Here is a 21,407-nt window from a genome sequence, read left to right as displayed (position 1 = left end):
ACTGTGATCGACGCCGTCTCCGCCGTGTTCATGGTGACCGGCGCCCTGATGTCCCTCGCCGCGGCCATCGGGCTCCTGCGGTTCCCGGACCTCATGAGCAGGATGCACGCGGCCACCAAACCGCAGGTCCTGGGCCTGTTCCTGCTGCTGGCGGCCCTCGGCCTGCAGATGCGCACCTGGTCGGTATGGCCAGTCGTGCTGGTGGCCTGGCTCTTCCAGCTGCTCACCGTCCCCGTGTCCGCCCACATGGTGGGCCGGGCCGGCTACCGGACCAAGCACCTGCACCCGGAACTGCTGAGCTCCGACGAGCTCGAGGCCGTAGTCCAACAGGCAGCAGGCCAGCAGGCGGCCACGCACGGAACGGACGACGACGACGCCGGCCGCTGAGCCCCTTCAGCGACAGGAGCGGCGGCCGGCGCTTCGACAGGCGCGGCGGCGGCGCCGCGGCTAGTCGAGACCGGTCAGACGAGGTCCTCGGTCTTGGCGAAGCGGGTGATCGCGCGCTGGGTGCCGCGGTTGGCGAGCACCTGGATGATGGCGCTGACTGATGCGGAGATCAGGGCGAACGTCAGGGCCGAGCGCAGCGTGGTGGGCACGTCTTCCTCGTTGCCCTTGGGCGGCTTGTTGCCCGTGGACTTTTCCCACAAGGTGTCCACCAGCTTGGTGCCGGCAAAGCCGGCCAGGAGGCTGACGCCGGTGCCGAGCAGCTTGATGAGGATGTTCATTCTTCGGTCTCCTTGGGACGGGAACAGGGTCTCTGCCTAGCCTAGCGTTCCGGGGTGAGGACCATCCGCAGGGCCTCGACCACGAGGTCGTGGTCCGCCTTCTGGGGCAGGCCCGAGACCGTGACGACGGCGACGGCGCCCGTGCCGCGCAGGTAGATGGGGAACGCCCCGCCGTGGGCGGCGAACTCCGTCTGATCCCACCAGGCGTTGTCTTCGATCCTTCCGCCGGCAGCGCGGGCGCGGAGGCCCACCAGCAGGGACGGGACCTCGTAGCGCATGGCGGTGCTCTTCTTGGCGTTGATCCAGCGCTCGTTGTCCGGTGTGGCGCCGTCCAGCGCGGCGTGGAAGAGTACCTGCTCGCCTTTGGTGATGTCGACGGCGATGGGCAGCGAGCGTTGCCGGCCCAGCTCGACAAGGAGGAGTCCGAGGTCCAGGGCGTCGTCTTTGCTGAACGACGCGAACTGGAGCGTCTCCATCTCGGCCAGCACGCGGCCGATGAGCGCAGCCAGGGAGCCCTGCGGCTGAGGATCGCTCGAGTCGGGATCGTATTCCCCGGTGGGATCTTGTGTGGCCGGTATGTGCGTCAAAATATTCCAGCTTTCCGGTGGGTGACGAGGCCGCCCGCTGGCGGGTCCGGGTGTCCGACACGATGACTCTACCAAGAGGGGCGTTCCCGCCCGCCGGGACCGCCGCTGTCCCGTCCCCGATTGTGACGGGATGTCACTGAAAACCCGGCCGTCCGGGTGTAAACTGAGCCAGCCCACAAGGGCGAAAAAAATTACGACAGGGGAGCGCCGCCGTCGGGCATCGCCGGAACAATCCGGGGCAACCTTTGGTGGGCGCTGAGAGTGCGGACAGCCGCAGACCCTCGAACCTGATCCGGTTAGTACCGGCGCAAGGGAGTCGAGTTCTCAGGGTGCGCGGAGGGCGGCGGAAGCCGAGACCGGCCGGAGCACCCTCCCCTCCTGTTCCTCAGGAGGACGACATGACAGATATTTCAGCACAGCATGGTTCCGCCAGCCGTTCATCCGCCCGCCGCGACTACAGCTGGCGCGTGGTGGACATTGTGGTGGCGGCGTTGATCGCCGTTGCCGGCGGCGTCATTTTCTGGGCCTGGTCCCAGGGCGCGAACCTGATTTCGACCCCGGTGAACGCGGTCTACCCGCCGCTGAGCGGACTCTACGCCGGCGGCTGGATGATCCCGGCGGTGCTGGGCATGCTCATCATCCGCAAGCCGGGCGCGGCGCTCTTCTGCGAGACCGTTGCGGCCACGGGCGAGCTCATCATGGGGTCGCAGTACGGCACCACGGTGCTGATCTCCGGCATCCTGCAGGGCCTCGGCGCCGAACTGGTCTTCGCGGCCTTCCTCTACAAGAAGTTCAACCTGCCCGTCTCCGTGCTGGCCGGAGCCGGCGCGGGCCTGTTCTGCGGCCTGAACGATTCCTTCCTGCCGTGGGGCTGGAACATCGCCTACGAGGCCGGCGACAAGCTCGCCTACATCGTCTTCACGACGATCTCCGGCGCAGTGATTGCCGGCGGACTGGCCTGGCTCGCCACGCGTGGCCTGGCCAAGACCGGAGTGCTGGGCTCCTTTGCCTCGCGCAAGGCCGCCACGGAGCCCGTCTTCTCCTGAGCCCCGTTCCTTGAACCCTGCAGAGAACCCATGAGATCTTCATCAGGCGTCCGGCCGGCCGCCGTCACGGCCCGTGGCTGGGGCTGGCGGCATGCCGGACGGACCCGGCCCGCGGTCAGCGGCCTCGACCTGGACATCCGGCCGGGGGAGCGCGTGCTCCTGCTCGGCCCCTCCGGCGCCGGCAAGTCGACGCTGCTCCACGCCCTGGCCGGAGTGCTGGGCGACGGCGCGGCCGGCGCATCTGGGCAGGCCGGCGACGCCGAAGACGCTGACGAGACCGGAAGCCTGCTGATCGACGGCGCCGCGCCACGGGCGCAGCGTGGCCGCGCCGGGCTGGTGCAGCAGGACCCGGAAACGCAGGTGGTGCTCTCCCGCCTCGGCGACGACGTCGCCTTCGGGGCTGAGAACCTCGCCGTCCCGGCGGCGGAGATCTGGCCGCGCGTGCGCGAGGCCCTCGACGACGTCGGGCTGGGCCGGCTGCCGCTGGACCACCCGACGTCGGCCCTCTCCGGCGGACAAAAGCAGCGGCTGGCGCTCGCCGGGATCCTCGCGATGCGGCCAGGACTGCTGCTGCTCGACGAGCCGACCGCCAACCTCGACCCCGCGGGCGTCCTGGAGGTCCGCGACGCCGTGAGCCGCTGCCTGGACAAGACGGGCGCCACGCTGGTGGTCGTGGAGCACCGGGTGGGGGTCTGGAAAGACCTGGTGGACAGGATCGTGGTGCTGCAGCCCGGGTCTGCCACGGGCTCCGCGGTGTTGAACCCCGCCGTACTCATTGACGGGCCACCGGACCGGGTCCTGGCCGAGGCGCGGGACATGCTCATCGGCGCGGGCGTCTGGGTGCCGGGCTACGTCCCGGCGACGCGGATGCGGCCGCCGGCGCGGGACGCGGGGCAGCTCCTGCTCACGGCCGAAGCGCTCGCGGTGTCCCGCGAGCGGCCACGGCGTGCCGGGCTGCGCGACGGCTTCCGCACCATCGCGCCGCGACCGGTCCAGTCCGGGGTCTCGGTCCAGGTCCGCGCCGGCGAGGCCCTGACCATCACCGGACAGAACGGCACGGGGAAGTCCACCCTGGCGCTGACGCTGGTCGGTCTCCTGCGGCCCGTCGCGGGAACGGTCTCGGCCGCGGCGGAGCTCAGCGATGACGCCGGAACCGATCCCTACCGGTGGAAGGCCCAGCAGCTGATCGCCAGGATAGGAACCGTCTTCCAGGAACCCGAGCACCAGTTCGTCACCGGCAAGGTCCTCGACGAGCTCATGTTCGGCCCGCGCCACCTCGGCTACGGCGAAGACCGCGTGGACGAGCTACTGGAGCGGCTGCGGCTGACGGAGCTCGTGGACGCCAACCCCTACACGCTCTCCGGCGGCGAGAAGCGGCGCCTTTCGGTAGCCACCGTGCTGGCGGCGCACCCGCAGGTGCTGGTCCTGGACGAACCCACCTTCGGCCAGGACGCCAATACCTGGGCCGAACTCGCCTCGTTCCTGTCCGAGCTCCTCGACGCCGGCACCGCCGTCGTGTCCGTGACCCACGACGCCGAATTCAGCGCCGTCCTAGGCGGTACCGAACTCCGGCTCCGGCCACGGGATACTGCCACCGCGGATGCTCCGGGCCCGGATCTTGAGTTGCCGGAGGGGGCCTCGCCATGAGGGACGCACTGAGCCTGCGCGGCAACCATGCGCTGCTGACCCGCGCCAACCCGCTCGCCAAATTCACGGCGGTCACCCTGATCACCCTGGTCCTGGCGCTGTCCATTGACTGGGTCTCGGCGTCGGTGGCGCTGGCCTTCGAACTGCTGCTCCTGCCGCTGACCGGCCTGACCGTGGCCTTGCTGTGGCAGCGCGGCTGGCCGCTGATCCTCGCGGCGGCGCTGGGCGGCTGGAGCACCGCCATACTCTCACCCGACGCCGGATCCGTCCTGCTCGACGCCGGGATCTGGTCCATCAGCGCCGGATCCCTGCAGTTGGGGATCGGCTTCATGCTCCGCGGGCTCGCGATCGCGCTGCCCGCGGTGCTGCTGATGAGCTGCACCGACCCCACCGACCTGGCCGACGCCCTGGCCCAGAACGCAAAACTGCCGCACCGGTTCGTCCTGGGCACACTGGCCGCCATGCGGCTCGTCGGGATCATGGCCGAGCAATGGCAGACCATCGGCATGGCCCGGCGGGCACGCGGCGTCGGCTCGAGCGGCAACCCCTACCAGCGGTTCCGCGCCGCACTGGGCCAGAGTTTCGGTTTGCTGGTGCAGGCGATCCGGAGCGCCTCGCGGCTCGCGGTGACCATGGAAGCCCGCGGGTTCGGCGGCGCCGCGCGGACCTGGGCCCGGCCGTCCACGTTCAGCGGACTCGACGCCTGGGTGCTGCTCGGCGGACTCAGCATCGCGGCTGCCGCCGTCGCCGCGGCCCTCGGCGCGGGCACCTGGAACCTCGTCTTCCTCACGCGCCAGTAACCGGCGGTCGCGCCGCAGACGGGCGCCCTCCGCCGGTTCGACGGGGATCGCGCCGCCGGTTATCGCATGATGCGGGTATTTGTGTGAGATTGGCGCCATTCCGGCCGCAATTGCGGCAATTGATAAATCATGCGTGATATTTTCGGGGCATGACTCAACCGACTGCTGAACACGTAGGCATCCTGCTCCGCGAGGCGCGCGGGGCGAAGGGCTGGACCCAGGGACAACTCGCCGCCGAGCTCGGCACCAGCCAGAGCGCCATCGCCCGGATGGAACAGGGCAAGCAGAACCTGAGCCTGAAGATGATCCAGCGCCTCGAGAAGATCGTCGGGCACAGCATCGTCAAGGTGGGCCGACCCCAGATGACCCACCTCCGCGTCGAGGGCGGCCGCACGCTGGCCGGTGTGGTGGACGTCAACAGCAGCAAGAATGCCGGCGTCGCGCTGTTGTGCGCCAGCCTCATCAACCGCGGCACCACCACCCTGCGCCGGCTGGCCCGGATCGAGGAAGTCAACAGGATCGTGGAGGTGCTGATCAGCATCGGCGTCGAGTGCACTTGGCTCAACGCGAACGACCTCCAGATCCGCCGCCCCGCAGTCCTGGACCTGGCATCGATGGACGTCGAGGCCGCCCGCCGGACCCGCAGCGTCATCATGCTGCTGGGCCCGCTGCTGGACGAGGCCGACACCTACCGGCTGCCCTACGCCGGCGGCTGCGACCTCGGCACCCGCACCGTGCAGCCGCACATGCAGGCACTGCGCCAGTTCGGCCTCAGCGTGGAGGCGAAGTCCGGATTCTATGCGGTGCAGGCGCCGCCGTCGGACGGTCACGACCGCTCCTTCGTGCTGAGCGAACGCGGCGACACTGTCACCGAGAACGCCATTATGGCCGCAGCCCACCGCCGTGGCACCACCATCATCCGCAACGCCAGCCCCAACTACATGGTGCAGGATCTCTGCTTCTACCTGCAGATGCTCGGCGTGGACATCGCGGGGGTTGGCACCACCACGCTGAAGATCACCGGCCGCCCCTCGATCGATGCCGACATCGAATACTTCCCGTCCGAGGACCCGATCGAGGCGATGAGCCTCATCACCGCCGGCATCGTGACCAACTCGGAAGTCACCATCCGCCGCGTCCCGATCGAGTTCATGGAAATCGAACTCGCCACGCTCGAGCAGATGGGCCAGCGGCTCGAGGTCTCCGGAGAGTACTTTGCCCGCAACGGCCGCACCCGCCTGGTGGACGTCACCACCAAGCCTTCGGTGCTGCAGGCGCCGGAGGACAAGATCCACCCCATGCCGTTCCCCGGCCTGAACATCGACAACCTGCCCTTTTTTGCGGTGATCGCCGCCAACGCCCACGGCCAGACCATGATCCACGACTGGGTCTACGAGAACCGGGCCATCTACCTGACCGAGCTCAACAAGCTCGGCGCCCAGGTGCAACTGCTCGATCCGCACCGCATCTACGTCAACGGGCCCAGCAAGTGGCGTGCGGCCGAGGTCGGCTGCCCGCCGGCCCTCCGTCCCGCCGCCTGCCTGCTGCTGGCCATGCTGGCGGCCCGCGGCGTCTCGGAGCTGCGGAACATCTATGTCATTGAGCGCGGCTATGAGGACCTGGCCGAGCGGCTCAACACCATCGGCGCCAAGATCGAGTACTTCCAGGACTAATCCCAGACTGAGCCCCAGCAACGCGCCGGTCAGATCGCGCCGGTCAGATCGCGTCCGTCCGAAGGGGCGGCATGGGCGCGGCCTGACCACGCGTTGGTGTGGGGCATTTCGGCGGATCCTGACGCACAATAGATTCATGCGCACCTTCGGCGTGGAGGAAGAACTGCTGATAGTGGACCCCGAATCGGGGATGCTGCTTGCCCTCGCCGACCTCATGCTGCCGAGCCTGGTCCCGCCGCAGCAGGAAGCCGCCAGGGTTCTCGCAGCACAGAATCCGGTCCACGAAGGCGCCGACTTCAGCTACGAGCTCAAGCTCGAACAGATCGAGACCCAGACGCATCCGTGCCTGGAGTACACGGAACTGCTCCGGCAGCTCAGGCGTGGCCGGGCCCTGGCGGACCAGGCCGCCCGGGCGCACGGCGGGCGCGTCGCAGCATTGGCCACCTCGCCCCAGGGCTCCGCCACGCACCTGACCCCGAATCCGCGCTACATGACCATGCAGCAACGCTTCGGGCTCACCGTCCGGAACCAGCTGACCTGCGGCCTCCACGTCCACACGTTTGTGGAGTCCCCGGAGGAGGGCGTCGCCGTGATGGACCGGATCCGCGACAAGCTCGCTGTGCTGATAGCACTCAGCGCGAATTCCCCGTACTGGAACGGGGCCGAGACCGGATTTGAAAGCTACCGCACGCAGGCGTGGAACCGCTGGCCGGGATCGGGTCCCACGATGATCTTTGGCAGCCTGCCCGTCTACCGCCGCGTGATCACCCGGCTGGTGGAAAGCGGCGTCCTGATGGATGAGGGGATGGTGTATTTCGACGCGCGGCTGTGCCGCCAGCATCCCACCGTGGAGATCCGGGTCGCGGATGTCTGCCTGCGGGCCGAGGATGCTGCCCTGATTGCCGTGCTGGTGCGCGCCCTCGTGGAATCGGCGGCGCGGGAGTGGAACGACGGCGTCGATCCCGCCCCGGTGCCCACCCTGCTGCTGCGGATGGCCGCCTGGCAGGCCAGCAACTGCGGACTGCGCGGGGAGCTCCTGGACTTCGGAACCTTCACCCCTGCACCGGCCGCGGACGTGGTCAGGGCGCTCGTGGACTTCGTGGCCCCGGTGCTTGAGGAGCAGGGCGAACTGGAGCTGGCGCGCGAGGGCGTCGAGCGGATCCTGGCGGAGGGCACCGGTTCGCAGCTGCAGCGCGGCCCGTTCCGGGCCGGCGGGCTGCCCGCCGTCGTCGAACGGGCCATCGAACTGACCACCCAGGGGGCCATCGCCGAGGGACCTGCCGACAACCGTTCGCCGCTGGGGCGGTTGCGCCCGGCCTGACTCGGGGCCGGGGCAGGAACGGGCGCCGAAGCAGGAACGGGAGCCGGAGCCGGCGGCCCTAGACCTGTTTGAGCGCCTGGCCGAGGTCGCGGATCAGGTCCTCGACGTCCTCCAGGCCCACCGAAAGCCGGATCACGCCGTCGCTGAGCCCGATCGCCGCGCGGCCTTCCGGGCCCATCGCGCGGTGCGTGGTGGTGGCCGGGTGCGTGATGAGCGTCTTGGCATCGCCGAGGTTGTTGGAGATGTCGATGATCCGCAGCGCGTCCAGGAGCGCGAACGCGGCCTCCTTCGCCGTGCGGCCCGGGGCGGGCTGCAGTTCCAGGGTGAGCACGGTCCCGCCGGCCTTCATCTGCTTCGCGGCGAGCCGGTACTGCGGGTGGGACGGCAGCAGCGGGTACTTCACCCAGCTGACCGCAGGCTGTCCTTCGAGCCATTCGGCCAGCCGCAGTGCGGAGGCCGAGGAATGGTTGACGCGCAGGGCCATGGTCTCCAGGCCCTTGGTGAGCACCCAGGCGTTGAACGCCGACAGCGCCGGACCCGTGTGCCGCATGAGCTGCTTGACGGGCCCGTCGATGAATTCCTTGGTGCCCAGGATGGCCCCGCCCAGGACCCGGCCCTGGCCGTCGATGTGCTTGGTGCCGGAGTAGACGATCACGTCCGCGCCGAGGTCGCCGCAGCGCTGCAGCAGCGGCGTGGCGAAGACGTTGTCGACCACCACCGTGGCGCCGGCCGCATGTGCCAGTTTGCTCACGGCCGCGATGTCCACGATTTCCTGCATCGGGTTCGACGGCGACTCGAAGAACACCGCCGTGGTCGGCTCGGACAGTGCGGACTGCCACTGCTCCAGGTCCGGGCCGTCAACAAAGACCGCCTCGACACCCCAGCGCGGCAGGATCTCGTTGAGGATCACGAAGCACGAGCCGAACAGCGAGCGGGCCGCGACCACCCGGTCGCCGGCCGCCAACAGCGCGCCCAGGGCGGTGAAGACGGCGGACATGCCGGACGCCGTCGCAAAACACGCCTCGGTTCCCTCGAGCAGCCGGAGCCGTTCCTGGAAGGTGGCGACGGACGGGTTCCCGTAGCGGGAGTAGACGAATCGCTCATCTTCCCCGGTGAAGGCGCGCTCGGCGGCGGCCGCGGACTCGTAGACGAAACCGGAGTTGAGGAAGATCGGCTCGGTGGTTTCCTGGAAGCCGGTGCGGTCCAGGCCGCCACGGACAGCCTGGGTGTCGGCCGCCCAGCCGGCGGCGTCGGGATTGAAAGTCACTTAAATCTTTCCGAGGTTGGTGGGCAGGCCGCGGTTCTTCCAGCCGTTGACGGTGCGTTCGCCAAAGCGGTCGGTCTCGCCTTCGAAGCCCTCAAGAACGTTGTACGAGGTGTAGCCGGCGCCCGTCGCGGCCGTCGCGGCGGCGATCGACCGGGCACCGGAGCGGCAAAGGAACACCAGCTCGACGGCCGTGTCCTCCGGCGCCTGCTGTCTTAGCTGTTCCACGAAGTGCGGGTTCGACGTGCCGCCGGCGAGGTTCCACTGGATGAAGAGCGGATCCTTGCGCCCTTCGCCCGCGGTGTCCGGGATGCCGATGTGGGCCCATTCGCCCTCGGTCCGGACATCCACCAGGACGGCTCCCGCCTCCAGCTTGGCCCACGCCTCATTCGGGCTGAGGTCTCCGGCGTAGCTCATGCGTGGCCCGCGAATGCCTCATCGGCGCCAAACTCGTCGGCGTCGAGCTCATCAACGGCATTGGCCACGGCGGCGTCCGCACTGGCAATCGCGGCCGGCAGGACCAGCGCCTGCGCCACGATCACGGTGCTGCCGTTGAAGCTTGCGGCGGGGCTTCCGTGCAGCACATAGCCCTCGGCCAGGGCGGCCGACACCCGCTCACAAAAGGCGCGGTCATCCGCGCCGGTGAACAGGCGGTAGGCCAGCCTTTCCTCGCCGGCAGTCGGCGCGCTGGGGGCTGTGCCGGGGGCTGTACTGGCGGCTGTTGTGGGTATTGACGTGTCGGGCACGACGGATCTCCTCTTTCACGCTTGCAGCTCGAATGGTCGATATGCCGAGTATTCACCTGAGGCACCCCGCCGCGAAAGGGAGGGTTGCCGACCGGCCAGTCAGGGCTTGGCACCGGTTCTCATTACTCCCCAAAAACGTAACACCTACGACGCCGGCCCGCACCGCCGCCGTCGTCATGTTCCGTAACCGGACCGCCCCCTCTGACTGGCGCAGCCTGGTGTCGCCGGCGTGCGGCGTGCCCCGGACGAGTAGTGGCGCGCTCCAGTTTCGGGTACTGTCCACTCGTGCCTGCCGGGACGTTTCGCCGTCTACTGGGGGATAGGTCGGACGTGTCGGCCGGAGCTGCAGGGTGATTCGCGCAGTCCGTGAATCGGGCGGCCCGTGAAACCGACTCGTCTGTCCGTCAACAAGTTTTGTCTGAGCATCGTTGGCTGGAACCGTCGGAGCCGCAACCGCGGCCCGGCCGGTGACGGCGGAATGGAGCAATTGTGGGCCCGCGCATACTCGTTACCGGGATGGCCAGCGCCGCCGGACGGACCGTCGCGGCCCAGCTCGAGGCCCGCGGCCTCCCGTACCTCGGCTCCGACGCCCGCGCCGAAGCCCGCCAGGCCGGGGAGGCTTCCGCCGCCGCCGCGGTCAGGCTCCTGCCGGCGACGGACCCGGATATGGTCCTAGATCTGCGCCGGCTGGTGGACCGCGAGGCCATCAATGTCATCATTCCGACCCTCACCGTGGAACTCCCGGTCCTGGCAGCGGCCCGCGCCGGATTCGCCCAGGACGTGCGAATCATCGTGGGCGACCCCGCCGCGGTGGCCCTCGCCAACGACCACCTGTTCACCACTTGGGCGTTGGAGGCAGCCGGCATTCCGGTGCCCCGGTTCGCGGTTCCGGGCGACCTCGCCGCCGCACCGGCATCCCTCGCCGGCCTCAGCGGCCCCGTGGTGGTCAAGCCGCGGGCCTTCAAAGGCTCCCATGGTATTCACCTGCTGGCCGGCACCGCTGCCGTCAGCTGGAAGAACATGCCGGCGGGGCAAGTGGTCCAGGAGTTTATCCCGGGCGCCGACTACGTGTGCCTGGTGTTCGGCACCCCGGCGCGCAACGCGATGGCCCCGGTGGCGGTGGTCCTCGAAAAGACCAGGACTCCGTATGGACGCGCCGGCAGCGACGAGGTCAGCCGCAGGGTGCCGGCGAACCAGGCCGGAGACGTGCGCAAGCTGGGCCTGGCCGCCGTCCGTACGCTCGGGCTGACCGGGCCGGTCCAGGTCCAGATCCGCCGCCGCGCGGACGGGACGCCAGTGGTGCTGGGTGTCTGCGCGACCCTCGGGGAGAACAGCACGTGGGCCCCGGAAATGCTCGACGCCGTGCTGGCAACCTTCATGCTCCCAGCGTTCAACCCGGCCTCCTTCCGCCGGTGCCCCGCAGTTCCCGCGGACGCCCTGGGGTGAGCCCGCGTTGCTATTCGATAGTGGCGAAGAGGGTGTTGAGTTCGGCCGTGAGCTGGCGTCGCAGTTCCGGGGTGCCGATTTCCTGGCCGTCGATGTGGTTCACGGGGGCCAGGAGCCGGATGCTGGAGATCAGCCAGACCGCGTCGGCGTCCAGCAGGTCCTTCGGCTCAAGCGGGCCGTAGCCCAGCTCCCAGCCGGCAGCCTTGGCGGCGGTGAACAGGGCGCCCTGAGAAGTGCCGGGCAGGATGCCGCTGTCCAGCTGGGGCGTGATGAGCCGCCGGATTGTGCGGATGCCGCCGGCGCCGTCGTCCGAGGTTTCCAGGTGGGCCAGCAGAACGGTCGACGTCGGTCCCTCCAGGACCCGGCCGTCCGCGGACGTGAAGATGACGTCGTCGGCGCCCTGCCGGTGGGCGTAGCGCAGCGCCGCCATGTTTACGGCGTAGGAAAGGGTCTTGGCGCCGAGCAGGAGCCAGGGGGCGCGCTCGCCGACTTCACTGTCGTAGCCGCGGTCCAGCAGGATGACGTCAATCCCGGTCTCGCGCTGCCGGCGGCCCGCGGCCGCTGGGGCGGAAGCCTGGACCCAGCACGTCGGGGCCGCCGCGCCCTCGGGCCCGCGGGTGACAATGAGCTTCACCACAACCTCGTCCTGGTCCGGGCCGCCCGTTGCGGCCGCGGCGGGTTCCTCCACCCGGAACTCGCGGATCGCGGTTTCCACCGCCCGCCGCCACGCGTCCTCGGCCGGGATGTCCAGCTCCAGCAGCCGGGCCGAGCCGGCCAGCCGGGTCAGGTGCGCCTGGATCTTGCGGGGCCGGCCGCCGACGGCGAGCAGCGATTCGAAGACGCCGTCACCGCGGGTGGCGCCAAGGTCGGTGGCCATCAGTTGCGGCTGCGACGCGTCGGCAACGCGGCCGCCGTCGAACGCCGGGTCGAGGAAGACCAGCACGGTCGCGGGCGCAGGAACAGAGGCAGGAGGGGTCATGGTTACAGCTTAGTCTCGGGGGTCCCGGGATAGGATTTGCACACTGCCCGTTCCGGAACTGTTCCGCGGGCCTGTACTTTGAGGGGTTCGCCTGTGCTTTGGCCACTTCCGCTGGCGGAGACGTTACCGTCCTGGGCGATTCTGATCCTGACCCTGCTCGACTTCGCCATCCGCGTGCTGGCACTGGGCATCATCCCCGGAAACCGGCGGCCCACCACCGCGATGGCCTGGCTGCTGTGCATCTTCATTGTGCCGACCCTGGGCCTGCTCTTGTTCTTGCTGTTCGGCAACTTCCGGCTCTCCCGCCGGCGCCGTGCCCAGCAGGATGCCGTCAACACCCGGATCCGGGCCGGGACGTCGGACCTGGAAGAAATGGAAAGCCGTTACGACGGACCCGAATGGGTGGCGTCCGCCGCTGAACTGAACAAAACGCTGGGCTCGCTGCCGATGGTGGACGGCAACAGCGTGGAGTTGCTGCCCGGATACCCCGACTCCATCAAGGCGATGGCCGAGGCTGTCCGCGGCGCCAAATCCTTCGTCAACGCCGAGTTCTACATCATGAGCACGGACCACGTCACGGACGATCTGTTCACCGCAATGGAGGAGGCGGCGGAGCGTGGCGTCGAGGTCCGCGTCCTTTTCGACCACCTTGGCTCCATTCGCATCAAGGGCTACAAGGAGCTCAAGGCCAGGCTCAACGCAAGCAAGATCCTGTGGCGGCCCATGCTGCCGCTGAACCCGTTGCACGGGCAGTGGCGTAGGCCGGATCTCCGCAACCACCGCAAGATCATGGTGATCGACGGCGAGATCGCCTTCACGGGATCCCAGAACCTGATCGAGCCGTCCTACAACAACCCCAAACACCGCAAAGTGGGCCGCGAATGGGTGGAGCTCATGGCCTGCATGCGCGGGCCGATTGTCACCACACTGAACGTAGCCTTCGCGACCGACTGGCTCAGCGAAACCGACGAATCCCTTGAAAGGCAGCTGGAACACCGGCCCGAGCCCCACCCCGGCAACATCACCGCCCAGGTGGTACCCAGCGGCCCGGGATTTGTCACCGAGAACAACCTGCGGCTGTTCAACACCCTCATTTACTCGGCGCAGCACAGGATCTCGCTCTGCAGCCCCTACTTCGTCCCGGACGACTCGCTGCTCTACGCGGTGACTACGGCGGCGCAGCGCGGCGTCGAAGTGGAGCTCTTCGTCTCGGAAAAGGGCGACCAGTTCCTCGTCCATCACGCGCAGCAGTCGTACTACAAGGCCCTCCTCGAGGCAGGCGTGCGGATCTACCTTTACAAGGCGCCCTTCGTGCTGCATGCCAAGCACTTCACGATCGACAACGAGGTAGCCGTGCTGGGCTCCAGCAACATGGACATGCGCTCCTTCTCTCTGAACCTCGAGGTGTCCGTGATGCTCCTCGGTGAGGACATCGTGCAGAGGATCCGCGCCGTGGAGGACACCTACCGTGGCATTTCGCACGAACTCCTGCTGGAGGACTGGATGAAACGGCCCATGAAGGTCAAGTACGTGGACAATGTCGCGAGGCTGACGGCAGTCCTGCAGTAGTCCGGGCGTCCGGCTGCACAGCCTTCGGCAAGCCCTGGGGAAATCAGCCTCGGGGAAACTCAGCCTTGGGGAAACTCAGCGCCGAGCGCCGAGAGGACGCCGAACGCTTTGGTCCGGACTTCCTCGTACTCCTCCTGCGGCGACGAATCGGCGGTGACGGCGCCGCCGACGCCGAGACTCAGGTCCGCGGTGCCGTCGCCCAGGGCGCTGACGACGAGGGTCCGGATCGCCACGGAAAGGTCGGCGGCCCCGTTCAGGGAGAAGTAGCCGATCGCTCCGGAGTACACACCGCGCGGCGCGGCCTCCAGCCGGTCCAGGATGGCCATGGTGCTGACCTTCGGGGCGCCGGTCATGGAGCCGGCGGGGAAGCAGGCGGCAACCGCCTCGGCCCGCGGCAGTCCGGGCCGCAGCCGGGCATCGATGGTGCTCACCATCTGGTGCACGGTGGCGTAGCTCTCGATCGCGCACAGCCGGCTGACGGCCACCGAACCCGGGACGGCGAAATGGCTGAGGTCATTGCGCAGCAGGTCCACGATCATGATGTTTTCCGCGCGGTCCTTGGCCGAAGACTCCAGTTCCTGCCGCAGGGCGGCATCCGTCCCCGGTTCCGCATCCCGGCGGCGCGTGCCCTTGATCGGCTCGGCCCGCATCCTGCCGTCCGCGGCAATCTGCAGGAAGCGCTCCGGCGACGTGCTCGCCACGGCGAGCCCGCCGAACCGCAGAAAGCTGGCGAACGGGGCAGGGTTCCGGTGCCGTAGGTCCAGGTAGGTCGGCCACGGATCCAAGCCCTGAGGCCCCGCGGGCGAGGCAGCCGTGAGCACCGTGGTCAGGCAGACCTCGTACGTGTTGCCTTCCGCGATCTCACGCTGGGCCTCGGTGACCTTTGCCTTGTAGCCGGCTTCCGTGTCGCGGGCGGCGAAGCGCGGGGCAGCGGGTTGCAGGGCACTGGACCCGAACGCCGTGGACCCGGGGCCGGGCGCCGACGTGGCCGTGGCGACGGCCGTGCGGGCCGCCTCGAGCCAGTCCCCGGCGTCGGGCGCGTCCAGGGTCAGCAGCCAGGCTGTACCCTCGGCATGGTCAAGGACCACGGCGCGGCCGGCGAAGATCAGGCAGGCGTCCGGGGTGGTGGCGGCCACGTCGTTGCCGCCGGTTTCGCGTTTGAGTTCATAGCCGAGGTAGCCGAGCCAGCCGAGGGTGAACTCGCACGGGTAAGCCTCGGGGGCACGGAGCGCCCGGCGGCCCCACACGCCGTCGAGCCAGCGGAAGAACGGGCCATCGGTGGTCACGGTGGCCTGGCCCGTGCTGACGCGGGTCCGTCCGGAACTGTGCCGGACGGCCTGGCCGAAGCGGCCGCCGTCGTCGGCCAGGATGCTGAAGCGGCTGCGCTCCGCGGCCTGCGGGGCGAGGCCTGCCGGGTCAAGGGAGGAGTCGAGCCACACGGCGTTGGTTGAACCGCCAAAGAGCGCCGCAAACAGCTGCGCGGCCTCGGGCCGGGCGTCGATCCGTTCCGCCAGCAACTGCAGCCCCCGCCGGGCGGCGAGTTCGGGCAGCAGGGCGGAGGCGACTGCGGGAAGGTACTGCAACGCCTGCAGGACATCGTCCGGGGCGGTGCCGTCCGCAAGGTTGAGCACGTGCACATCCGCCCGGGCCGGGACGTCATCGGCCGCCAGCCACTCCGCTTCCTGGGCAGCCCACTGGTCCCAAAAGGGTTCGTACGTCTCGCCGTCCCGGGCCAGCGCCCGGGCCCGCCGGTCCGCGTCGGAGGAGTCCGCCCAGATCACGGCGTCCAGCAGGGGCACCGCGGCGGCTGCGGCGGCGCCGACGCCCTCCACCAAGACGATTTCGGCAGGGCGCGTGGTGCGGGCTTCGCCGTCGTAGTGCCGCTCCCAGTCCCAGCTGACCCATTCCGCGTTCTCCCCGCGCCGCAAGGGCGAAAGCACGGTGGTGACGTAGCGTTCGATCCCCGCCGCCAGCCCGTTCCAGCCGGGATAGATGTCCTCAAGGTGGAACAGCGAGACCTTGTGGTGCTCCCTGAGCCGCGCCGCCAGTTCGATGGCCAGGGTGGTCTTGCCGGAGCCGGACCGCCCGTCGATTGCGATGATGACGGGTGCGGGGCTCATGAAGTAGAGCGTACCGGCTGCCCTGCATTGGGGTGATCACTGCCGTGACGGTGCCCGTCCTGCCGCTCCAGCTCGGTGCGCACGTGCTGCACAATCCCCGGAATGGAGCCCCGGATGAGGTTCCAGGTGATGTCGAAGTCGGTGTGGCCGCCGTACCACGGGTCCTCGATGCCCTGCTCCAGCGGGTCCTTGTCCGCCACGGCGGGGTCGAAGCTGCGGAGCATCCGGATCTTGGCCAAGGATTCCCGGTCCGGTGCCGCCTGCCGGAGCCAGCCGTAGTGGTCGACGTCAAGGGCCAAGATCAGGTCCCGGTTGGCGAACCATTCGGGCCGCCATTCGCGCGCCACGTGGCGGTCCGAAGCGATGTTCTGGGCTGCGAGTTTTCGCGCGGCCCGGTGGTCGATGGGCCGGCCCGCCTCATACGCGGTGGTGCCGGCGGAATCGACCACAGCCCCGGTGAGGTGCTCGGCCCGGAATGCCTCCGCCAGCATGAGTTCGGCCATCGGGGACCGGCAGATGTTTCCGGTGCAGACCGCGATGATCCGGTACTGGCTCGACGTTGAGGTCATAGCTAAGCATGAACGATCCCGGGCCTCTTGGCTAGCTGGCCTCCGCGATGTGTTACAAAAAATGTCAACTGACATTCAGCTTCTGTCATGCCTGTTCCCGGCGGCAGGCTCGTCGCGTGCTGCCGGGCCAAGCCCAAGGTGCCGGACCAGCGCGTCGAGGACCGGCAGCTGGCCCTTGACCAGCCTGGACCGGGCTGCGGGCTCGGCGGTCCATTCGGCGCGGTCGATCTCGGGGAAACTGCTGATCGTGCCGGATCCCCTCGGCCACTCCAGTGTGAAGGTGTTGCTCACGATTCGTTCGGGCTGAAAGTCCGATTCGGCCGTGAAGACCGTGATGATCTTGCCGGAGGGCTGGCGGAAGTCGCCGAGCCGGTGGTACTCGGCGACAGGTGCCGGCGTGCCGATTTCCTCCGCGAACTCGCGGTGCGCAGCCGCCAGCGGGTCCTCGTCGGCCGGGTATTCACCCTTGGGGATGGACCAGCCCTGGGCGTCCTTGCGGGCCCAGAACGGTCCGCCCATGTGGGCTATCCAGACCTCAAGCTGGGGTGCACTCCCGGACTGGAGCGCACCGTTAGGCGGGGACGCACTCCTTAGCCGGTACAGCAGAATGCCGGCGCTCCGAACGGTCATGGCACCTCCTGCCCCAAGGGTATTCCTCTTGCCCGAATCCGGCCCGAGTCCGGCCCGGAACCGGGCATGCGATCAGGCCGCGGGCCCCCACAGCGCCTTGCGGAGCAGTCCCTTGAGCGCCGCGATCTCGGTGCCGTTGAGCCCCGCCAGCGCGGCGGATTCCGCCTCCCGCGCCGCAGCCTCGGCCTGCCGGAAAATGGTTGCCCCGTCCGCGGTTGCTGAGACGATCTTGGCGCGCCGGTCCTGCTTCCCGGGCGCCCGGATCACCAGCCCGCGCTTTTCGAGCTCGTCAATCAAGGCGACGATCTGGCTGGGATCCAGGCTGAGGAATTCGGCCATCTCCCGCTGGGTGGGCTCCAGCTCGCTGTTGGCCAGGGCGAGCACCGAATAGGAGCGCTCCTTGAGTCCGAATCCGGCCAGTGCGCGGTTGTTCAGGACCGAGCCGGCGGCATGGAGTTTGGCCAGCAGGAAGCCCGCGTCCTGGCTGATGGTCGCCGCCTTGAGCTTTTCTGCCGGTTCGGTGTCCAGCTGTTCGTCTGCTTCGGTCGCCATGCCCAACTCCAATAGTCCCAAAAATAAATCATTGACTTTTTCAACTATCCATATTTTCATGGATGCAGAACAGCATCCCATGCCGCAGGGCCGGATGCACACGGCAGCTAGCAAAGGAGCGGCAATGAGCCTGTCAGGAAAAGTAGCAATCGTCACCGGAAGTGGCCGGGGCCTCGGCCTGGCCTACGCCCGGGAACTGGCCCGCCAGGGCGCCGCCGTCGTCATCAACGATGTGGACGCCGGCGTCGCTGCGGAAGCGGTCCGGACCATCGAGTCCGACGGCGGCCGGGCCGCCGCCGTCGTGGCCCCGGTGGGCAGCTCCGAGGTCGCCCGGCAGCTGGTGCAGGCGGCCGTCGCGGAGTTCGGCCGGCTGGACATCCTGGTCACCAATGCGGGCATCCTGCGGGACAAGAGCCTGCTGAAGATGACCGACGAGGACTTCGACGCCGTGATCAACGTCCACCTGCGCGGCACCTTCACCTGCGCCCGGGAGGCCTTCGGCTACTTCAAGGAGCACGGCATTGCCGGCCGCATCATCACCATCGGCTCCCCGACCGGCCAGCGCGGCAACTTCGGCCAGACCAACTACGCCGCTGCAAAGGCCGGGATCGTGGGCATGGTCCGCACCTGGGCACTGGAAATGAAGAAGGCCGGGGTCACCGCCAACGCCGTCATCCCGGTGGCCGCCACCGCCATGACCAAGACCGTCCCGTACTTCCAGAAGGCCGTCGAGGCCGACGAGCGCGGCGAGGCCATGCCGGCCTTCTTCCGCCACGACCTCGGCTTCGGCACGGCCGGCGACGTCGCCGGGCTGGTGGCCTTCCTCGCCTCCGACGCGGCGTCTTCAGTTACCGGCCAGGCAATCGGCGCGGGCGGTGACCGGCTGCAGCTCTGGACCCACCCCGAGGCTGCGGCCACCGAATACCGCGACGGCGGCTGGGGCTACCAGGACCTCGTGGACAACTTCGGCGTGCTCTTCGGGGACAAGCTGCAGAGTGTGGGCGAGGACTTCCTGCCGCTGCCGGAAGAACTGAAGCCCGAACCGGCGGAGGTCGGCTAGCCATGCCCGCGCGGCGCTACGAACTCGGCATCGACGCCGCCGCCCTGGACGCGATCGACATGCACGTCCACCTCGAGGTGGACGGCCACGGCCACGGGTCCTTGCCCGCGGCCCTGACCGAGGCCTCCGCCAAGTACTTCAAGGCCGAGGACCGGACGCCGTCCCTGGACCGGATCGCCGAGGTCTACCGCGAACTAAACATGGCCGCCGTCGTCTTCACCGTCGACGCCCGGACCCAGCTCAAGCACGAGCCCAACAGCATCCCCGAACTCATCGCCGGCGCCGCCCGCAACAACGACGTCCTGATCCCCTTCGGCAGCGTGGACCCGCGCACCGGCGCCGACGCCATCCAGGGCGCCAAGCACCAGGGGATCGACCTCGGCGCGCGGGGGTTCAAGTTCCACCCGAGCCTGCAGGGCTTCGACCCTTCGAACGAGCAGTTCTACCCGCTCTGGGAAACTCTTCAGGAGCTGGGCCTGCCGGCCATCTTCCACACGGGCCAGAACGGCATGGGCGCCGGTCTCCCCGGCGGGTACGGCATCAAGCTGGCCTATTCCAACCCGCTCCTGCTCGACGCCGTGGCCGCGGACTTCCCGGAACTGCAGATCATCATGGCGCACCCCTCGGTGCCGTGGCAGGACGAGGCCAACTCGATCGCCACGCACAAGGCGAACGTGTTCATCGACCTCTCCGGCTGGTCCCCGAAGTACTTCCCGGAGTCCCTGGTCCGCATGGCCAACTCGGTCCTGCAGGACAAGGTCCTCTTCGGCACCGACTTTCCCCTGATCACCCCGCAGAAATGGCTGGGCGCCTTCGCGGACCTGCCGCTCAAGGACGAGGTCCGGCCCAAGATCCTCAAGGACAACGCCGTCCGCCTGCTCGGGCTCGGTGGCTGAGAATGTCCGTCGAGACCGCGCCCCAGAAAGCAACGCAGAAACGCCTCTACAGCGTCTGCGACTACTACGATGCCGAGTCCCTCCTCACGGACGGGGAGCGGAGAGTGCTGGGACGGCTGCGGGAGTTCCTGGACACCCAGGCCCGCCCGCTCCTGGCCGACTACTGGGAGCGCGGCGAATTCCCGGACCAGCTGGCCCGGCCGCTGATCGATCTGGACCTGATGGAACCGGCGGAACTGACCGGCGCCCCGGGTGCCGAGCAAGAACCCGCCCGGGGAATCTACCAGGGGTTCCGGATCTTCGAACTCGCCCGGACGGACGCCTCGCTGGCCACCTGGTACACGGCCCAGGCCGGGCTGTTCCGGACCGCCATCCGGGTCGGCGCCTCCGCGGAACAGCAGGCCGAGTGGATGCCCAGGGTCATCGGCTTCTCGCTCAAAGGCGTCTTCTCGCTGACCGAACCGGAGTCCGGCTCGGACATTGCCGGGGGACTCGCGACCACCGCCCGCAGGGAGTCTGGCCCAGACGGCGACACCTGGGTCCTGGACGGCGCCAAACGCTGGATCGGCGGCGCGGCAACGGCCGACGTCCTGGCCGTCTTCGCCCGCGACGCAGCCGACGGGCAGGTCAAGGCGTTCCTCGTGGACCGTGAGGCCGCCGGCGTCACCCTGGAGAAGATCCGCGGCAAGACCGCACTGCGGATGATGCAGAACGCCCACATCACCCTCGACGGCGTCCGCGTCCCCGAGGCCAGGCGGCTCCACAACGTGAACTCGTTCCGGGACGTGGCCGCGATGCTGCGGGCCATGCGCTCGGACGTCGCGTGGATCGCCACCGGCATCCAGGCCGGGGCCTTCGAGGCGGCGCTGAAGTATGTCACTCAGCGTCAGCAGTTCGGCCGCCCGCTCGCGTCCTTCCAGCTGGTTCAGGAAAAGCTTGCCCGGATGCTGGGAAACCTGACCTCGTCGCTGTCCCTCGTGGTCCGGCTGACCGAACAGCAGGCCAAGGGCATCTACCGGGACCAGGACTCCGCCCTGGCCAAGATGCAGACGTCCTTGCTGATGCGCGAGACTGTCGCGCTGGCCCGCGAAGTGGTGGGCGGCAACGGCATCACTCTCGAATCCGACGTCGCGCGTTTCCATGCCGATGCCGAGGCCGTCTATTCCTACGAGGGCACCCACGAGATCAATGCCCTGATCGTTGGCCGCGCCCTCACCGGCGAAAGTGCCTTCACCCGCTGACGCTCTTTACCCGCTGACGGCGCGTCCCGCCGCCGTCGTTCGACTCATCCAAACCATCACAGGAGCCAAAGATGCCCAACCTCGTCGTCGACTTCGACAAACTGCTTACGCTCGCCGGCACCGACCTCGGTGTCACCGACTACCGCGAAATCACCCAGGAACAGATCAACAAGTTCGCCGATGCCACGGGCGATGACCAGTGGATCCACGTGGACCCGGAGCGCGCCAAGGATGGCCCCTTCGGCGCCCCGATCGCCCACGGCTTCCTCACCCTCTCGCTCATCATCCCCTTCTGGGGCGAGCTGTTCGACGTCGACGGCGTCACCACCAAGGTCAATTACGGCCTCGACAAGGTCCGCTTCACCTCCCCGGTCAAGGTGGGTTCACGCATCCGCATGCGGGCCACGATCGCAGAGGTCACCGAGGTCAAGGGCGGCGCCCAGATCAAGGTGGCCAACACGATCGAGATCGAAGGCCAGGAGCGCCCCGCCGTCGTGGCCGAGTTCCTCGCCCGCTTCTACAAGTAAGCCGCCACA

General features: G+C 68.6%; 22 protein-coding genes and 2 riboswitches. Of the genes, 12 read left to right on the top strand and 10 right to left on the bottom strand.

What is annotated here, in order from left to right; all coding sequences use genetic code 11:
- Positions 1-30 precede the first annotated feature (30 nt).
- On the top strand, positions 31-387 hold the full coding sequence (mnhG, locus tag AC1DZQ_RS02405) for a monovalent cation/H(+) antiporter subunit G (protein WP_476962035.1): 357 nt from the start codon (positions 31-33) through the stop codon (positions 385-387).
- A gap of 74 nt (positions 388-461) precedes the next feature.
- Here mnhG and AC1DZQ_RS02400 read toward each other — a convergent pair whose 3' ends face one another.
- On the bottom strand, positions 462-725 hold the full coding sequence (locus tag AC1DZQ_RS02400) for a DUF4235 domain-containing protein (RefSeq protein ID WP_476961977.1): 264 nt from the start codon (positions 723-725) through the stop codon (positions 462-464).
- Between the two features lie 41 nt (positions 726-766).
- Entirely contained in the window at positions 767-1,312 is a 546-nt protein-coding gene (locus AC1DZQ_RS02395) for a heme-degrading domain-containing protein (RefSeq protein WP_476961976.1), read from the bottom strand.
- A 188-nt stretch (positions 1,313-1,500) separates the two neighbouring features.
- Positions 1,501-1,644: riboswitch (TPP riboswitch) on the top strand.
- A gap of 66 nt (positions 1,645-1,710) precedes the next feature.
- Here AC1DZQ_RS02395 and AC1DZQ_RS02390 point away from each other — a divergent pair.
- The 5 genes from AC1DZQ_RS02390 to AC1DZQ_RS02370 all read left to right on the top strand — a co-directional run bounded on the left by AC1DZQ_RS02390 (position 1,711) and on the right by AC1DZQ_RS02370 (position 7,799).
- Complete coding sequence (locus AC1DZQ_RS02390; protein ID WP_476961975.1) at positions 1,711-2,358, top strand: ECF transporter S component; 648 nt, start codon at positions 1,711-1,713, stop codon at positions 2,356-2,358.
- A gap of 30 nt (positions 2,359-2,388) precedes the next feature.
- Entirely contained in the window at positions 2,389-4,005 is a 1,617-nt protein-coding gene (locus AC1DZQ_RS02385) for an ABC transporter ATP-binding protein (RefSeq protein WP_476961974.1), read from the top strand.
- Positions 4,002-4,805 (top strand): energy-coupling factor transporter transmembrane component T family protein, encoded by an 804-nt coding sequence (locus tag AC1DZQ_RS02380; protein ID WP_476961973.1) that lies wholly within the window; start codon positions 4,002-4,004, stop codon positions 4,803-4,805. The genes AC1DZQ_RS02385 and AC1DZQ_RS02380 overlap by 4 nt, the downstream gene beginning before the upstream one ends.
- Positions 4,806-4,954: 149 nt before the next feature.
- The gene (locus tag AC1DZQ_RS02375) at positions 4,955-6,478 is read left to right on the top strand and encodes a UDP-N-acetylglucosamine 1-carboxyvinyltransferase (protein ID WP_476961972.1); all 1,524 of its coding nucleotides are present in this window, start codon (positions 4,955-4,957) and stop codon (positions 6,476-6,478) included.
- 136 nt (positions 6,479-6,614) lie between these two features.
- Positions 6,615-7,799, top strand: coding sequence for a glutamate--cysteine ligase 2 (locus AC1DZQ_RS02370; RefSeq protein WP_476961971.1), 1,185 nt, complete (start codon positions 6,615-6,617; stop codon positions 7,797-7,799).
- A 58-nt stretch (positions 7,800-7,857) separates the two neighbouring features.
- On the opposite strand, the gene AC1DZQ_RS02365 is transcribed toward AC1DZQ_RS02370, so the two are convergent.
- From AC1DZQ_RS02365 to AC1DZQ_RS02355, 3 genes are read right to left on the bottom strand one after another with little or no spacing between them, the layout of a single operon-like run.
- Positions 7,858-9,066, bottom strand: coding sequence for an O-succinylhomoserine sulfhydrylase (locus AC1DZQ_RS02365; RefSeq protein WP_476961970.1), 1,209 nt, complete (start codon positions 9,064-9,066; stop codon positions 7,858-7,860).
- On the bottom strand, positions 9,067-9,480 hold the full coding sequence (locus AC1DZQ_RS02360; RefSeq protein ID WP_476961969.1) for a rhodanese-like domain-containing protein: 414 nt from the start codon (positions 9,478-9,480) through the stop codon (positions 9,067-9,069).
- On the bottom strand, positions 9,477-9,794 hold the full coding sequence (locus AC1DZQ_RS02355) for a DUF1737 domain-containing protein (protein WP_476962034.1): 318 nt from the start codon (positions 9,792-9,794) through the stop codon (positions 9,477-9,479). The genes AC1DZQ_RS02360 and AC1DZQ_RS02355 overlap by 4 nt, the downstream gene beginning before the upstream one ends.
- A gap of 27 nt (positions 9,795-9,821) precedes the next feature.
- A riboswitch (SAM riboswitch) is annotated at positions 9,822-9,936 on the bottom strand.
- 362 nt (positions 9,937-10,298) lie between these two features.
- Between AC1DZQ_RS02355 and AC1DZQ_RS02350 the strand changes: the two genes are divergently transcribed.
- Positions 10,299-11,255, top strand: a complete 957-nt coding sequence (locus tag AC1DZQ_RS02350) for an ATP-grasp domain-containing protein (protein ID WP_476961968.1) — start codon at positions 10,299-10,301, stop codon at positions 11,253-11,255.
- A gap of 10 nt (positions 11,256-11,265) precedes the next feature.
- Here AC1DZQ_RS02350 and AC1DZQ_RS02345 read toward each other — a convergent pair whose 3' ends face one another.
- The gene (locus AC1DZQ_RS02345) at positions 11,266-12,234 is read right to left on the bottom strand and encodes an aminodeoxychorismate lyase (protein ID WP_476961967.1); all 969 of its coding nucleotides are present in this window, start codon (positions 12,232-12,234) and stop codon (positions 11,266-11,268) included.
- A gap of 93 nt (positions 12,235-12,327) precedes the next feature.
- Between AC1DZQ_RS02345 and cls the strand changes: the two genes are divergently transcribed.
- Positions 12,328-13,803, top strand: coding sequence for a cardiolipin synthase (gene cls / locus AC1DZQ_RS02340; protein WP_476961966.1), 1,476 nt, complete (start codon positions 12,328-12,330; stop codon positions 13,801-13,803).
- A gap of 59 nt (positions 13,804-13,862) precedes the next feature.
- Here cls and pabB read toward each other — a convergent pair whose 3' ends face one another.
- The 4 genes from pabB to AC1DZQ_RS02320 all read right to left on the bottom strand — a co-directional run bounded on the left by pabB (position 13,863) and on the right by AC1DZQ_RS02320 (position 17,674).
- Complete coding sequence (pabB, locus tag AC1DZQ_RS02335; RefSeq protein ID WP_476961965.1) at positions 13,863-15,923, bottom strand: aminodeoxychorismate synthase component I; 2,061 nt, start codon at positions 15,921-15,923, stop codon at positions 13,863-13,865.
- Positions 15,920-16,492, bottom strand: coding sequence for a low molecular weight protein-tyrosine-phosphatase (locus tag AC1DZQ_RS02330; protein ID WP_476961964.1), 573 nt, complete (start codon positions 16,490-16,492; stop codon positions 15,920-15,922). Before AC1DZQ_RS02330 ends, pabB begins: the two co-directional genes overlap by 4 nt.
- A gap of 75 nt (positions 16,493-16,567) precedes the next feature.
- Positions 16,568-17,122 carry an NUDIX hydrolase gene (locus tag AC1DZQ_RS02325; RefSeq protein ID WP_476961963.1) on the bottom strand — a complete coding sequence of 185 codons (555 nt, stop codon included), beginning with the start codon at positions 17,120-17,122 and terminating at the stop codon, positions 16,568-16,570.
- Positions 17,123-17,194: 72 nt separating this feature from the next.
- Positions 17,195-17,674: a MarR family winged helix-turn-helix transcriptional regulator gene (locus AC1DZQ_RS02320; RefSeq protein ID WP_476961962.1), complete on the bottom strand. Its 480-nt coding sequence runs from the start codon at positions 17,672-17,674 to the stop codon at positions 17,195-17,197.
- 124 nt (positions 17,675-17,798) lie between these two features.
- On the opposite strand from AC1DZQ_RS02320, the gene AC1DZQ_RS02315 reads away from it, so the two are divergent.
- From AC1DZQ_RS02315 to AC1DZQ_RS02300, 4 genes are all read left to right on the top strand, one after another.
- Positions 17,799-18,734, top strand: coding sequence for an SDR family NAD(P)-dependent oxidoreductase (locus AC1DZQ_RS02315; RefSeq protein WP_476961961.1), 936 nt, complete (start codon positions 17,799-17,801; stop codon positions 18,732-18,734).
- Positions 18,735-18,736: 2 nt separating this feature from the next.
- On the top strand, positions 18,737-19,630 hold the full coding sequence (locus tag AC1DZQ_RS02310; RefSeq protein ID WP_476961960.1) for an amidohydrolase family protein: 894 nt from the start codon (positions 18,737-18,739) through the stop codon (positions 19,628-19,630).
- Positions 19,631-19,632: 2 nt separating this feature from the next.
- Positions 19,633-20,871, top strand: a complete 1,239-nt coding sequence (locus tag AC1DZQ_RS02305) for an acyl-CoA dehydrogenase family protein (protein WP_476961959.1) — start codon at positions 19,633-19,635, stop codon at positions 20,869-20,871.
- A gap of 71 nt (positions 20,872-20,942) precedes the next feature.
- A complete protein-coding gene (locus AC1DZQ_RS02300) occupies positions 20,943-21,398 on the top strand; it encodes a MaoC family dehydratase (RefSeq protein ID WP_018774069.1) in 456 nt (151 codons plus the stop codon).
- Positions 21,399-21,407 lie beyond the last annotated feature (9 nt).

The organism is Arthrobacter sp. P1_C12_2 (assembly GCF_056406415.1).
The sequence above is the reverse complement of the archived record's forward strand: the minus strand, read 5'-3'. Positions and strand labels throughout refer to the sequence as shown.

Bases quoted from the DNA above. Each gene is read 5' to 3' on its own strand.
- mnhG (WP_476962035.1), top strand. From the start codon at position 31: ATGGTGACCGGCGCCCTGATGTCCCTCGCCGCGGCCATCGGGCTCCTG.
- AC1DZQ_RS02400 (WP_476961977.1), bottom strand. From the start codon at position 725: ATGAACATCCTCATCAAGCTGCTCGGCACCGGCGTCAGCCTCCTGGCC.
- AC1DZQ_RS02390 (WP_476961975.1), top strand. From the start codon at position 1,711: ATGACAGATATTTCAGCACAGCATGGTTCCGCCAGCCGTTCATCCGCC.
- AC1DZQ_RS02385 (WP_476961974.1), top strand. From the start codon at position 2,389: ATGAGATCTTCATCAGGCGTCCGGCCGGCCGCCGTCACGGCCCGTGGC.
- AC1DZQ_RS02380 (WP_476961973.1), top strand. From the start codon at position 4,002: ATGAGGGACGCACTGAGCCTGCGCGGCAACCATGCGCTGCTGACCCGC.
- AC1DZQ_RS02375 (WP_476961972.1), top strand. From the start codon at position 4,955: ATGACTCAACCGACTGCTGAACACGTAGGCATCCTGCTCCGCGAGGCG.
- AC1DZQ_RS02370 (WP_476961971.1), top strand. From the start codon at position 6,615: ATGCGCACCTTCGGCGTGGAGGAAGAACTGCTGATAGTGGACCCCGAA.
- AC1DZQ_RS02360 (WP_476961969.1), bottom strand. From the start codon at position 9,480: ATGAGCTACGCCGGAGACCTCAGCCCGAATGAGGCGTGGGCCAAGCTG.
- AC1DZQ_RS02345 (WP_476961967.1), bottom strand. From the start codon at position 12,234: ATGACCCCTCCTGCCTCTGTTCCTGCGCCCGCGACCGTGCTGGTCTTC.
- pabB (WP_476961965.1), bottom strand. From the start codon at position 15,923: ATGAGCCCCGCACCCGTCATCATCGCAATCGACGGGCGGTCCGGCTCC.
- AC1DZQ_RS02330 (WP_476961964.1), bottom strand. From the start codon at position 16,492: ATGACCTCAACGTCGAGCCAGTACCGGATCATCGCGGTCTGCACCGGA.
- AC1DZQ_RS02325 (WP_476961963.1), bottom strand. From the start codon at position 17,122: ATGACCGTTCGGAGCGCCGGCATTCTGCTGTACCGGCTAAGGAGTGCG.
- AC1DZQ_RS02320 (WP_476961962.1), bottom strand. From the start codon at position 17,674: ATGGCGACCGAAGCAGACGAACAGCTGGACACCGAACCGGCAGAAAAG.
- AC1DZQ_RS02315 (WP_476961961.1), top strand. From the start codon at position 17,799: ATGAGCCTGTCAGGAAAAGTAGCAATCGTCACCGGAAGTGGCCGGGGC.
- AC1DZQ_RS02310 (WP_476961960.1), top strand. From the start codon at position 18,737: ATGCCCGCGCGGCGCTACGAACTCGGCATCGACGCCGCCGCCCTGGAC.
- AC1DZQ_RS02305 (WP_476961959.1), top strand. From the start codon at position 19,633: ATGTCCGTCGAGACCGCGCCCCAGAAAGCAACGCAGAAACGCCTCTAC.
- AC1DZQ_RS02300 (WP_018774069.1), top strand. From the start codon at position 20,943: ATGCCCAACCTCGTCGTCGACTTCGACAAACTGCTTACGCTCGCCGGC.